The sequence below is a fragment of the Glutamicibacter mishrai genome (assembly GCF_012221945.1).
In the GTDB taxonomy this organism is placed as follows: Bacteria; Actinomycetota; Actinomycetes; order Actinomycetales; family Micrococcaceae; genus Glutamicibacter; species Glutamicibacter mishrai.
The window spans coordinates 192,118-204,871 of sequence record NZ_CP032549.1; the positions used below are offsets into that span (position 1 = coordinate 192,118).

A 12,754-nucleotide genomic window follows, 5' to 3' on the forward strand; every position below is an offset into this window, starting at 1 on the left:
GATGGCTCAACGACTACGCCGTGTGCTGTCTGTTGCTTCTGAATGCGCGCCACTGGTCAAAACCGGCGGACTGGCCGATGTAGTTGGCGCGTTGCCTGCCGCGCTGGAGCCTCTGGGGTGGCGCACCCGCATCCTGATGCCGGCCTATCCTGGCCTGCTGGAGCGCGTGGGCCGCACTAGACGGATTTGGCGGGACGAGGACCTCTTCGGCGGCCCTGCCACAGTGCGTTCCTGCCACTTCGAGGGACTGGACCTGCTGCTGCTGGATGCGCCGCACCTTTACGACCGGCCCGGCGGACCCTACGTGGTCGACGGGCACGACCACCACGACAACCACGTGCGTTTTGCCGCGCTGTCGTGGGTGGCGGCGCGGATTGCCATCGACGGCACCTCCGATAAGTGGCGCCCGGATGTGGTGCATGCCCATGATTGGCAGGCAGGGCTGGTTCCCTCCTACCTGAAGTATGCCGGCTCCCGGGTTCCGACGCTGCTGACCATCCACAATATTGCCTTCCAGGGGATCTTCGGCCCGGATCAGCTTGATGCGCTGCACCTGCCGACCTGGGATTTCCATCCTGAGGCGCTGGAGTACCACTCGCTGGTCAGCACGCTGAAGGCGGGGCTGGTACATGCCTCGCGGATCAGCACCGTCAGCCCGAGCTACGCCCAGGAACTCACCCGTGAAGAGTTCGGCTTCGGCCTCCAAGGCGTAGTGACGATGCGCAGGGACCGCGGTGAGCTTTCCGGCATCCTCAACGGCATCGACACCGAGGTCTGGAATCCTGCCACGGATCCGCAGATCAACAACTACGACGCGGCTGATCCGGCGGCCAAGGCTGCGAACCGGCAGGCATTGCTCAACGAATTCTCGCTGGCCGAGCCATCGGGCCCGTTGGCCGTGGTTGTCACCCGGCTCACCCACCAAAAGGGCGTGGACCTGCTGCTGGAGAAGCTGCCGGTCTTCATCGAATCCGGCGGCGCCGTGGTGGTGCTCGGCTCAGGCGACCCGGGCTACGAGTACGCGCTGGGCGAGCTGGCGGCCCGCTATCCGCAGTCCGTGGGCCTGCACATCGGCTACGACGAACAGCTCAGCCACCGGATGTACGCCGGGGCCGATCTGGTGCTGGTGCCCTCCCGATTCGAGCCATGCGGGCTGACCCAGCTCATCGGCCTGCGCTATGGGGCGATCCCGCTGGTGGCTGCCACCGGCGGCCTGCGCGACACCGTAGTCGACGCGACGCCGGAGCACCTGGCCGATGGCACCGCCACCGGCTTCACCTTCAGCGACATCGATGCCGGCGGCTTGGGCTTCGCCCTGGGCCGGTCGGTGGACCTCTACAAGGATCAGGCGGCCTGGGCGCAGCTGCGCTCCCAGGCGCTGAACACCCCGGTGGACTGGGGCACCTCGGCTGCCGTATATGCCAGGCTGTTCACGGAGCTCGTTTCATGACCCAGGCCCCGGCACTCGACACGACGGCCGGCCGGCCGTGGCCGCTGGGCGTCACCGTGGACGCTTCCGGAGCCAACGTTGCGGTCTACGCGCCCAAGGCGAGGGCCGTATACTTCTGCTGGTTCCCCGAAGGCGATGACGCGGAAGAACACCGCCTGGCCCTGCCCTACGTCCAGGACGGCATCTGGCATGCGCATTTTGGCGGCATCGGCGCAGGCACCAGGTATGGATTGCGCGCGGACGGCGAATACAAGCCCGAAGCAGGCCTGCGCTTCAACGTAAACAAGCTGCTGATCGATCCCTACGCGAGATCGCTGGACCGCCCGGTGCGGTATCACGAACTGATGGACGGCGCCCTTCGGCCCGCTGCCACGGATCCCGTGGACGACGGCGACAGCGACCTCGCGCCGCAGCCAGATCCGGAGGACAGCGCTCCCGTCGTCCCCAAGGGCATCATCACCGCGGAACCTTCGGGGCCTGACCCCGCCAGCAACCGACCGCACCACGAGCTCGCGGACCTGGTGATCTACGAAAGCCACCTCAAGGGCTTGACCGCAACCCACCCAGGGGTTCCCGCCGAAATCCGCGGGGCATATGCGGGCATGGGGCATCCGGCCATCATCGATCATCTTCAGTCCCTCGGCGTCAACGCTGTCGAGTTTTTGCCGGTGCAGGCATTTATCGACGACGAGCACATCGTTGAACAGGGCCTCACCAACTACTGGGGCTACCAGCCCGTGGCCTGGTTCGCTCCCGAGCCCCGCTACGCCCAGAACGATGCCGTGGCCGAATTCCGCCAGCTGGTCCACACCCTGCACGAAGCGGGCATCGAGGTCATCCTCGACGTGGTCTACAACCATAGCGGCGAAGGCGGGGAACACGGTCCCACCCTGAACCTGCGCGGCCTGGATAACGCCGGGTACTACCGCTTGGCCGAGGACCCGCGCCATTATATTAATGATGCTGGCACCGGGAACACCCTTGCGGTCTACTCCCCCATGACACTTCGCATGGTGCTAGATAGCCTGCGCTATTGGGCCCAGGCTTTCGGCGTGGACGGCTTCCGCTTCGATTTGGCGACCTCGGTGGCGCGCAGCCCGCAAGGATTCGAGCCCGAGGGAACCTTCTTGCAATCCATCGCGCAGGATCCCGTGCTCTCCGAGCTCAAGCTCATCGCCGAGCCATGGGATTTGGGCCCCGGCGGTTATCAATTGGGCAATTTCCCCGCTCCTTTTGCGCAATGGAACGATCGCTTCCGTGACGGGATCCGGCAGGTATGGCGAGGCGAAATCCTGGGAGCTGCGAATTTCGGTTCCCTGCTCCTTGGCTCCGCCGACTTCTTCGATCATTCGGGCCGGAGTGCCACATCAGGAATCAACTTCATCAGCGCTCACGACGGCTTCACTCTGCGTGACGCCGTCACTTACTCGCAGAAGCACAATGAGGCCAATGGCGAGGAGAATCGCGACGGCCACGACGAAAACTACTCCGACAACTTCGGTGTCGAGGGGCCAACTGATGAACCGGGCATCCTCCAGGGGCGTAGCCTGCGCGTCCGCGGCCTGCTGGCCACCTTGCTGCTTGCCCAGGGTGTGCCCATGCTGTTGGCCGGCGACGAATTTGGCAACAGCCAGCAGGGCAATAACAATGCCTACGCGCAGGATAACGAGTTGGGATGGATTGACTGGTCGTCGCAAGACCATGTGCTGACCGGGTTTGTCCGCGACTTGATCGAGCTGCGCCGCCGATTCCCCCACTTGCGCCAGCGCGGCTTTTTGCACGGCCAGCAGCGGGCTGATGGGCACCGTGATGTCCGTTGGTTCTGTCCCGATGGTTCCAGTCCCGACGCGGAGCACTGGCAGGATCCGGAGTTCCGTTCTCTGGCGTTGCAGCTGCGCGGCGCTGCCGGCGAACCACGCGGCGAGGCACTCGCAGGCAGCGTCCTTGTTATTTTCAACTTTGGAGATGAGTGCGAATTCACTCTTCCGGACCCTGATGATGGTGCTTTCTGGTGTCTTGAACTGGACAGCGCCGAGCCGGAAGTTTCAGCGCACAATGTTGCAGGCAGCTACCTGATGCAGGGTCACTCTGTTGCGCTGCTGAGCTCCTAGAGGTACTGAAGGAGCCTTAAACTCAATGGGCACCTTCCACATGATGTGGAAGGTGCCCATTGGCAGCTATTGGTCTAAGTCCGCTTAGCCCTCGGCGCTGAATCTCAGGACCAGGGCCAGTCCGATAATCACGGCGCCCCAGATCAGACCCAGGATAATGGTGATGCGGTTCAGGTTGCGCTCCGCGACACCTGAAGAGCCCATTGAACTGGTCATACCGCCGCCGAACATGTCCGACATACCGCCACCACGACCCTTATGAAGCAGGATCAGGAGGGTCAGCAAGACACTGGTAATGCCCAGCAGTACCTGCAAAATGATCTTGATAATATCCAAGTCGACGGTTCCTTAGCTAGATTCAGTCGGTGACGAGGTGATGCTCGAACCTGACAATATTAGCAAACTCTTCAGCGTCGAGGCTGGCTCCGCCAACCAACACGCCGTCAACGTCACGCTCGCGCATGATCGCCGCTGCGTTTGCTGCCTTAACACTACCGCCATAGAGCAACTGGGTCTTCTCGGCAATCTCTTCGCCAAAGCGCTCAGCCAGTGCACCGCGAATTGCTGCGCACATTTCCTGAGCATCTGCCGGACCTGCAACTTCACCGGTTCCAATGGCCCACACTGGTTCGTAGGCGATAACCAGGTTTTCAGCCTGCTCAGCGCTCACGCCTTCCAGCGATTCAGCCAACTGGTTCAAGGTGAAGGCAACATGCTCGCCAGCCTTGCGGACCTCCAGGCCTTCGCCAACGCAAAGCATTGGAGTCACCTCGTGGCGGTATGCGGCGGCCAGCTTGGCTGCGATCACATCGTTGGTTTCGTTGTGGTACTCGCGGCGTTCCGAGTGGCCCACCAGTACGTAGGAGCAACCCAGCTTCTTCAGGAACTGGCCGGAAATTTCACCGGTGTAGGCTCCTGAATCCTGTGCCGACAGATCCTGGGCGCCGTAAACGACCTCCAGCTTGTCGCCCAGAACCAGGGTCTGCACGCCACGGATATCCGTGAATGGCGGGAAGACAGCTACCTCAGCACGATCGTAGTTGTGCTCGTGGTCCTTGAGGGTCCACGCCAGCTTCTGGACAAGGGTGATGCCCTGGACGTGGTCCATGTTCATCTTCCAGTTGCCAGCGATCAGTGGCTGGCGCACGTAGGCGCCGTTCTGCGAAATAGTCATTTCCTAGCCTTCCAATGCGGCAACGCCCGGCAGGGTCTTGCCTTCGAGGTACTCCAATGAAGCTCCGCCACCGGTGGATATATGACCGAAGTCCTCCTCCGAGAAGCCCAATGCGCGGACAGCTGCGGCTGAATCGCCACCGCCGACGACGCTGAATGCTTCAGAGTTAGCCAATGCCTGCGCTACGGTGCGGGTGCCTTCCGCGAACGCCGGAATCTCGAATACGCCCATCGGGCCGTTCCAGAATACGGTGTTGGCGCTGGTGATGTAGCTTGCGAACTGCTCCGCCGACTTCGGTCCGATATCCAAACCCAGCCCGGTGGAGCCGAAACTTGCTTCCTCGATCTTGTCTGCTGGCAGAATCTCATGCGCCGAGTCGGCGCCGAACTTCTCAGCGACAACGACGTCAACAGGAACGATGATCTCGCAACCCAGCTGCTCGGCACGCTTGAGGTATTCCTGGCAGGTAGCGATCTGGTCTTCCTCCAGCAGCGAGCCGCCAATGGCGTAGCCCTGTGCCTTCAGGAAGGTGAACGCCATGCCGCCGCCGATCAAGAGCTGATCGGCCTTGCCCAGCAGGTTGTCGATGACTGCAAGCTTGTCCGAAACCTTGGAGCCTCCGAGCACCACAACGTATGGGCGCTTAGGGGCTTCGGTCAGGGTCTTCAGGACCTTGACCTCGGTTGCGACCAGGTCACCCTGGTAGCTAGGGAGCAAGCTGGCAATGTCGTAGACGGAAGCGTGCTTGCGGTGCACGGCGCCAAAAGCGTCGTTCACGTAAGCGCCGTTTTCGCCGGTCAGTGCCGCAAGTTCGTTGGCGAACTCTTCGCGTTCTGCGTCGACCTTGGAGGTTTCGCGAGCATCGAAGCGAACGTTTTCCAGAACCAGCACGGAGCCTTCGGCCAAGTCTGCCGCGGCCTTGCGAGCGGATTCGCCCACAACATCCTCGGCGACTGTTACGTCAAAGTCTGCAAGTTCGTTCAAGCGCTGTGCTGCAGGTGCGATCGAGTACTTCGCATCAACCTGCCCCTTAGGGCGGCCCAGGTGCGCCATCACGATGACTTTTGCACCCGCTTCAACCAGCTTGGAGATGACCGGCAAGGATGCGCGTACGCGGCCGTCATCGGTCACAGTTGCACCGTCGAGCGGCACGTTCAGGTCGCTTCGGACCAGAACGTGCCGTCCGCGGACACCGTTGTCAGCGATCAATTCGTCAATAGTGTGAGAAGACATATCTCTAGGTTATCGACTAGAGGCTTGATCCCACGAATCCAACGAGGTCAACAAGTCGCGAGGAGTAGCCCCACTCGTTGTCGTACCACGAAACAACCTTCACGCTGTTGCCCATAACGGTGGTCAGACCGGAGTCGAAGATCGACGAGTTAGGGTTGGTGACGATGTCCGAGGAAACCAGTGGATCGGTCGAGTATTCCAGAACGTCCTTCAGCGGACCTTCGGAAGCGGCCTTCTCGAATGCAGCGTTGATTTCCTCTGCGGTTGCGGTGCGAGCCAGGTTGACGGTCAGGTCGGTTGCCGAACCGGTTGGAACTGGCACGCGCATTGCGTAACCGTGCAGCTTGCCCTTGAGCTCTGGCAGTACGACGCCGATGGCCTTGGCAGCACCGGTCGAGGTAGGGATCAGGTTCAGTGCAGCGGCACGTGCACGACGTGGGTCGCTGTGTGGAGCATCCTGCAGGCGCTGGTCAGCGGTGTATGCGTGGATGGTGGTCATCAGGCCGTCAACAATGCCGAACTCGTCGTTCAGGACCTTGGCCAGTGGAGCCAAGCAGTTGGTGGTGCATGATGCGTTGGAGATGATGTTGTGGTTTGCAGGATCGTACTTGTCCTGGTTAACACCCATCACGATGGTGATGTCTTCATCGGTTGCTGGAGCCGAGATGATGACCTTCTTGGCACCGGCTGCAATGTGCTTCTTGGCGTCTACAGCCTTGGTGAAGAAGCCGGTCGATTCGATGACGACATCGACCTTCAGTTCACCCCATGGAAGGTTTGCTGGATCGCGCTCGGAAAGAACCTTGATGCGACGTTCACCGACGACGATGGTGTCACCATCTACGGATACTGCCTCGCCCACTGGGCCGAGTACAGAGTCAAACTTCACCAGGTGAGCAAGCGAATCGATTGAACCAAGGTCGTTGACGGCGACAATTTCGATGTCTGCCTTGTGGGCCAATACTGCACGCAGGAAGTTGCGTCCGATGCGACCGAAACCATTGATACCAACACGAGTTGTCACGTGACTATCTCCTCTAAACGGGATGATTGTGCCACGACCGTTCACAAACGGAAGTGGCCTTCTTTGAGAGGACACTCCGTTGTGCCGTGCTTTGCGGATCCCGGTGGATCACCGGGATCCGCAACACACTTGAAACATACTACGCTATTTTGGCGCAGAATGTGAGCTAACTTACCAGATTAATTATTTACCTGGAACGATTAGCGATGCTGCGCCGTTGCGGGCAGCTTCGAAACGTGCCTGAACGTCTGCCCAGTTCACGATGTTCCAGAAAGCCTTGACGTAGTCAGCCTTCACGTTGACGTAATCCAGGTAGAAAGCGTGCTCCCACATATCCAGCATCAGCAGTGGGGTGGTTGCTACTGGAACGTTGCCCTGCTGATCGTACAGCTGCTCGATGACCAGCTGGCCGCCAAGTGCGTCGTATGCCAGCACAGCCCAGCCGGAGCCCTGCAGGCTCATTGCTGCTGCGGTGAAGTGGCCGCGGAAGCCATCGAAGGAACCGAAGAACTCGTCGATTGCTGCAGCCAGCTCGCCCTCAGGCTTGTCGCCGCCTTCTGGGGACAGGTTGTTCCAGAAGATCGAGTGGTTGGTGTGACCACCCAAGTGGAATGCCAAGTCCTTGGACAGCTTCGGGATGTTACCGAATTCGCCCTTTTCGCGTGCTTCGGCCAGCTGCTCCAGTGCCGAGTTTGCGCCAGCAACGTAGGTTGCGTGGTGCTTGGAGTGGTGCAGCTCCATGATGCGAGCCGAGATGTTTGGCTCGAGAGCAGCGTAGTCGTACTGCAGTTCTGGCAGCGAATATACAGCCATGATTCTCCTCAATTTTCTCATTCGGATGAATCTCCGCGGGAGGGCTCCCACGGGGACATTTTTAGTGTTCCATTTCGTCTAGTGGAACGCTGGACTCCGTACCTGGTATTCCCAGATCACTGGCCTTCTTGTCAGCCATGGCCAACAGTCGACGAATACGGCCAGCTATGGCGTCCTTGGTCATTGGAGGTTCAGCCATGCGGCCGAGCTCATCCAAGGAGGCTTGCTTGTGTTCCAGGCGAAGCAACCCGGCATATCGCAAATGCTCGGGTACTTCATCTCCCAGAATGGTCAGCGCACGCTCAACGCGGGCGCCGGCAGCGACCGCTGCCTGCGCGCTACGACGTAGGTTGGCGTCGTCAAAGTTCGCCAACCGGTTAGCCGTGGCACGCACCTCTTTGCGCATGCGGCGCTCTTCCCACACCATCAAGGCATCGTGAGCACCCATGCGGGTCAACAATTGCGCAATGGCGTCACCGTCGCGAATCACCACACGGTCAACGCCACGCACTTCGCGGGCCTTGACTGTCAGTCCCAGTCGGCGCGCAGCCCCGACCAGGGCTAATGCGGCTTCCGGGCCAGGGCAGGTAATTTCCAGCGCTGAACTTCGACCGGGCTCGGTCAAGGAACCGTGGGACAAGAAGGCGCCACGCCACACGGCTTCTGCGTCTGCAGTTGAACCGTTGACAATAACTGATGGCAGGCCTCGAACTGGTCGACCGCGCTGGTCAAGCAACCCAGTCTGCCGCGCGAGAACTTCACCGTCTTTTGCCACGCGGACGATGTATCGGCTGCCCTTGCGGATGCCAGAGCCGGAGACCATGACGATCTCGGCCTCGTGGCCATATAACTCGCCAATGGCAAGCTTCAGCCGACGGGCAGTCGCAGCCAGGTCCACCTCAGCTTCAATGACAATTCGCCCGGAGACTATGTGAAGTCCCCCGCTGAAGCGGAGCATCGTCGAAACCTCGGCCTTGCGGACCGACGGCTTGCGAATCTCAACCCGCGACAGCTCGTCTTTGACGGAAGCCGTCAATGCCATGAATCAAACTCCCTTACTTGGATCTTCCTAAGATCCGATCGCGGTAAACACCTCATGATAGGCCGCCGCTAGTCGCAACGGGTCGTGCACTGCACGACCGTCAGATACTCCTACTGTACTAAAAAAGACACGTGCGCCGAGTTTTTGCGCTGCCAGCTCAAATCTCTGGCGATTGTGGACCTTGGACTCATCGGCAATGATCGCGTCAAAAGTCACCTCAGGGGCGTACCGCCCGAGCACTTCCAAATGGGCAGCCGCGTCCATTCCGGTGGTTTCGTCCGTATCCATCGACAAGTTCATCGTCAGCAACTTCTTGGCTGTGGTCGAAGCGATGGCCTGGCGCATATCGGGCAGCAGCAAATGCGGAAGCACCGAGGTGTACCAGGACCCCGGGCCGAGAATGACCCAATCGGCCAGCTCAATGGACTCCAGCGCTTCAGGACAGGCGGGCGCATCGGAAGGCTCCAGATGGACGTTCGTGACCAGTCCCCCGGCACCGGCGCGCGCCAATCTCGCCTGGCCGTCGATGCGCCGGCGCACCAGCGCATCGCTCTCATCGGATTCGAGAACCTCGCCATGGATCGACAACGGGACGGTGCTCATCGGCAGGACCTGGCCTCTGGCACCCAACAGGGCTCCAGCCCAGCGCAGGCCAGCGACTGGATTATCCAGCAACTCCCAGAGAGCCAGGATCAGCAGGTTTCCGACGGCGTGGCCGTTCAGGGGCTCTTCCTGATTCGCGTCCGACTCGAAACGATGCTGCATGACATCGCGCCACGTGCGGCCCCAGTCGTTGTCGTCGCACAGGGCAGCCAGTGCCATGCGCAAGTCGCCTGGAGGCAGGACGTCGAATGATCCACGCAGGCGGCCTGAGCTGCCGCCATCGTCTGCGACCGTGACCACAGCGGTCAGGTCAGTGGTCAGCCGGCGCAGCGCCGAAAGGGATGAGTAGAGGCCGTGTCCGCCTCCGAGTGCGACGACCGACGGGTTGCGCTGGTCGTTGCCTCGGGATAGCCCTTGTATTGAAATTGGACCTGTTGAAAAGGCCATATCGGTTACTCGCGTCCCAAGTCGCGGTGGCTGATGCTCACGCGGACATTAGGGAACTGTGCCAGCCGACGACCCAATTCGATGGTCGTTGCCACGGAGCGGTGCTTGCCGCCGGTGCAACCCACAGCGATGGTGGCGTAATGCTTGTTTTCTCGGCGGTAGCCTTCAAACACCGGTTCCAGGGCCTTGAGATAATTCTCGATGAAGTCGCGGGTGCCTTCCTGGCTCAGCACGTAGTCCGAGACTTCCTTGTCCTTGCCCGTTTGAGGGCGCAGCTCGGGGACCCAGTGCGGGTTGGGGATGAAGCGAACATCCGCCACGTAGTTGGCGTCGGTTGGCAGGCCATATTTGAAGCCGAAGCTCATGACATTGATCCGGAGGATGACCGGACCGGATTCGCTGAACAGCTCGTTGACCGCACGCGCCAGATCATGAACCGACATCGACGACGAATCGAGGATGATCTCAGCGGCTTCACGAAGCTGCTCGGTAATGCCACGTTCCCGGGTGATCCCGTCAACGATGCGCCCGTCGCCCTGCAACGGGTGCGGACGCCGACCCTGTTCGAAACGTCGGATCAGGACTTCATCGCTCGCGTTGAGGTAAACCAGACGGAACTTGACGCCGCTGGACGTCAGGTGGGCCAGCGCATCACGAATCTCCGGGAACATTTCCTTCGAACGCACGTCCATAACGACAGCCATCTTCGGAATGGATCCCTGCGACCGGCTCATCATCTCGGTCAGCGGTCCCAGCATGGCTGGTGGCAGGTTCTCCACCACGTACCACCCCTGGTCTTCCAAAGCGTGCGCGACCGTAGTACGACCGGCACCTGACATGCCGGTTACGATCACGAGTTCAGACTCAGGCGGTTTTACAGCTTCATACTCAGCGGTCATATTCCAAGGCTAGTCGACGATTTCGCCTGTCGTCATATTCACGCCAGAAAGTGAAGCATCTTCAAGGTTTTCTTTGATGATCGCAGCCAGCTTCTCGCCGATGCCTGGAACTTGGACAAGCTCCTCGATGCTGGCGGCGCGAATCTTTTTCATGGATCCAAAATGCTTGCGCAGAGCGGCTTGCTTTGCTTTGCCTAGCCCCGGCACGGCATCCAGCTCGGAGGAGATCATCGACTTGGCACGCTTCTCGCGGTGGAAAGTAATCGCGAAGCGGTGGGCCTCATCGCGAAGCCGCTGCACAAGGTACAAAGAAGCCGAGGCTCGCGGGAGGATGACCGGGAACGGATCGTCCGGAAGCCAGAGCTCTTCCAGTCGCTTGGCCAGGCCAACCACCGGAATGTCGTCAATCCCTAGATCGTCCATGGCCTTCTGGGCCGCGGCTACCTGTGGCGGGCCGCCATCAACAATGACCAAAGATGGCGGATAGGAGAATTTCTTCTTCTCCACTTCGCCAGATACGCCATCCTCTATCGCGCCGGTAGCGAAGGCCGACGGGTCGACCTTCTCTTTGAGGTACCGGCTGAACCGCCGATAGATGACGTCGTACATGCTGGCGGTATCATCGCGAGCTGCATCGCCGGTAATGGAGAACTTCCGGTACTCGCTCTTTTTCGGCAGCCCGTCTTCGAAGACCACCATCGAGGCCACAACGTTGGTTCCCTGGGTATGCGAAGCGTCATAGCACTCGATGCGCAGCAAGGCTTGTTCTGCGCCAAGGGCTTCTTGCAGCTCCTGCATGGCCAGGGAACGAGTAGTAATGTCTCCGGCGCGCTTGGACTTGTGCAGGCGCAGGGCTTGTTCGGCGTTTTCCTTAACCGTGCCGGCCAGGGCCGCCTTGTCACCACGTTGCGCAACACGGAGCGATACTTTCGATCCGCGCAATTCCGAAAGCCAGGTGGTGACATCGTTGATGTCCTCAGGCAGTGCTGGAACCAGGATCTCGCGAGGAATCCGGTCGGCATGGTCGGCGTAGATCTGTGTCAGAAGCTGCTCGACGAATTCAGCGTCCGATGCATCGGCGACTTTTTCAACAACCCATCCGCGCTGTGAACGAATGCGGCCGTCGCGCACGTGGAATACCTGCACGGCAGCTTCGAGCTCGTCGCCATGGACACCGAAGATATCGGCTTCAGTTCGATCGTCGAGCACCACAGCATTGCGCTCGAATACCCGATTCAGCGCTGCGATATCGTCACGGTAGCGCGCCGCCTGCTCGTATTCGAGTTCGGCAACCGCGTCCTGCATTTTGACGGTAAGCGCTTTGGTGAATTTAGTGGCTTCACCGCTCATGAACGTGCAGAGGTCATCGGCAAGCTGGCGATGGTCCTCTTCGCTAATCCGCCCAACACAAGGCGCAGAGCATTTGTCGATATAGCCAAGCAGGCAGGGGCGGCCTGAAGCTTCGGCTCGTTTGAACACCCCGGGCGCGCAACTTCGGACCGGGAATACTCGCAACAGGGTATCCAGGGTTTCGCGAATGGCCTTGGCCGGGTAGAACGGGCCGAAGTACTTGACGCCTTTGCGCTTATCACCACGCATCACCAATGCACGTGGGTACTTCTCATTCAGCGTCACGGCAAGATACGGGTAGGTCTTGTCATCACGGAAAACGATGTTGAATCGAGGGTTATATTCCTTGATCCAAACGAATTCCAGCTGAAGTGCCTCCAGCTCCGAACCGACAACGGTCCATTCGACGCTGCCTGCGGTGAAGACCATGGCCCGCGTTTTCGGGGTTAGCCGGTCCGGGTTGGCGAAGTACGAGGTAAGTCGATTCCGAAGCACCTTGGCTTTGCCAACATAAATCACGCGGCCATGCTCGTCGCGGAAACGGTACACACCGGGCTTGGTTGGAATATCCGAGGTTTTCGGACGGTAGCTTGCTGGATCAGCCATAG

General features: G+C 60.2%; 11 protein-coding genes. 2 read left to right on the top strand and 9 right to left on the bottom strand.

What is annotated here, in order from left to right; all coding sequences use genetic code 11:
- The first annotated feature begins 1 nt into the window (after position 1).
- Positions 2-1,450, top strand: a complete 1,449-nt coding sequence (gene glgA / locus D3791_RS00900) for a glycogen synthase GlgA (RefSeq protein WP_172511044.1) — start codon at positions 2-4, stop codon at positions 1,448-1,450.
- Positions 1,447-3,561, top strand: coding sequence for a glycogen debranching protein GlgX (gene glgX / locus D3791_RS00905; protein ID WP_172511045.1), 2,115 nt, complete (start codon positions 1,447-1,449; stop codon positions 3,559-3,561). The genes glgA and glgX overlap by 4 nt, the downstream gene beginning before the upstream one ends.
- Before the next feature lie 84 nt (positions 3,562-3,645).
- Here the strand turns inward: glgX and secG are convergent, their stop codons facing one another.
- The 9 genes from secG to uvrC all read right to left on the bottom strand — a co-directional run bounded on the left by secG (position 3,646) and on the right by uvrC (position 12,752).
- On the bottom strand, positions 3,646-3,897 hold the full coding sequence (secG, locus tag D3791_RS00910) for a preprotein translocase subunit SecG (RefSeq protein WP_013349244.1): 252 nt from the start codon (positions 3,895-3,897) through the stop codon (positions 3,646-3,648).
- A 22-nt stretch (positions 3,898-3,919) separates the two neighbouring features.
- Positions 3,920-4,735: a triose-phosphate isomerase gene (tpiA, locus tag D3791_RS00915; protein WP_061951905.1), complete on the bottom strand. Its 816-nt coding sequence runs from the start codon at positions 4,733-4,735 to the stop codon at positions 3,920-3,922.
- Between the two features lie 3 nt (positions 4,736-4,738).
- Positions 4,739-5,968: a phosphoglycerate kinase gene (locus D3791_RS00920; protein WP_172511046.1), complete on the bottom strand. Its 1,230-nt coding sequence runs from the start codon at positions 5,966-5,968 to the stop codon at positions 4,739-4,741.
- A gap of 16 nt (positions 5,969-5,984) precedes the next feature.
- Complete coding sequence (gap, locus tag D3791_RS00925; protein WP_022876409.1) at positions 5,985-6,992, bottom strand: type I glyceraldehyde-3-phosphate dehydrogenase; 1,008 nt, start codon at positions 6,990-6,992, stop codon at positions 5,985-5,987.
- 183 nt (positions 6,993-7,175) lie between these two features.
- Positions 7,176-7,805: a superoxide dismutase gene (locus D3791_RS00930; protein WP_022876410.1), complete on the bottom strand. Its 630-nt coding sequence runs from the start codon at positions 7,803-7,805 to the stop codon at positions 7,176-7,178.
- A gap of 61 nt (positions 7,806-7,866) precedes the next feature.
- Positions 7,867-8,847, bottom strand: coding sequence for a DNA-binding protein WhiA (whiA, locus tag D3791_RS00935; protein WP_022876411.1), 981 nt, complete (start codon positions 8,845-8,847; stop codon positions 7,867-7,869).
- Between the two features lie 27 nt (positions 8,848-8,874).
- A complete protein-coding gene (locus D3791_RS00940; RefSeq protein WP_022876412.1) occupies positions 8,875-9,897 on the bottom strand; it encodes a gluconeogenesis factor YvcK family protein in 1,023 nt (340 codons plus the stop codon).
- 5 nt (positions 9,898-9,902) lie between these two features.
- Complete coding sequence (rapZ, locus tag D3791_RS00945) at positions 9,903-10,796, bottom strand: RNase adapter RapZ (protein WP_022876413.1); 894 nt, start codon at positions 10,794-10,796, stop codon at positions 9,903-9,905.
- A gap of 9 nt (positions 10,797-10,805) precedes the next feature.
- Complete coding sequence (gene uvrC, locus D3791_RS00950) at positions 10,806-12,752, bottom strand: excinuclease ABC subunit UvrC (protein WP_172511047.1); 1,947 nt, start codon at positions 12,750-12,752, stop codon at positions 10,806-10,808.
- Positions 12,753-12,754 lie beyond the last annotated feature (2 nt).

Excerpts from the sequence above, each read along its gene's own strand:
- glgA (WP_172511044.1), top strand. The coding sequence starts at position 2 with ATGGCTCAACGACTACGCCGTGTGCTGTCTGTTGCTTCTGAATGCGCG.
- glgX (WP_172511045.1), top strand. The coding sequence starts at position 1,447 with ATGACCCAGGCCCCGGCACTCGACACGACGGCCGGCCGGCCGTGGCCG.
- tpiA (WP_061951905.1), bottom strand. The coding sequence starts at position 4,735 with ATGACTATTTCGCAGAACGGCGCCTACGTGCGCCAGCCACTGATCGCT.
- D3791_RS00920 (WP_172511046.1), bottom strand. The coding sequence starts at position 5,968 with ATGTCTTCTCACACTATTGACGAATTGATCGCTGACAACGGTGTCCGC.
- D3791_RS00930 (WP_022876410.1), bottom strand. The coding sequence starts at position 7,805 with ATGGCTGTATATTCGCTGCCAGAACTGCAGTACGACTACGCTGCTCTC.
- whiA (WP_022876411.1), bottom strand. The coding sequence starts at position 8,847 with ATGGCATTGACGGCTTCCGTCAAAGACGAGCTGTCGCGGGTTGAGATT.
- D3791_RS00940 (WP_022876412.1), bottom strand. The coding sequence starts at position 9,897 with ATGGCCTTTTCAACAGGTCCAATTTCAATACAAGGGCTATCCCGAGGC.
- rapZ (WP_022876413.1), bottom strand. The coding sequence starts at position 10,796 with ATGACCGCTGAGTATGAAGCTGTAAAACCGCCTGAGTCTGAACTCGTG.
- uvrC (WP_172511047.1), bottom strand. The coding sequence starts at position 12,752 with ATGGCTGATCCAGCAAGCTACCGTCCGAAAACCTCGGATATTCCAACC.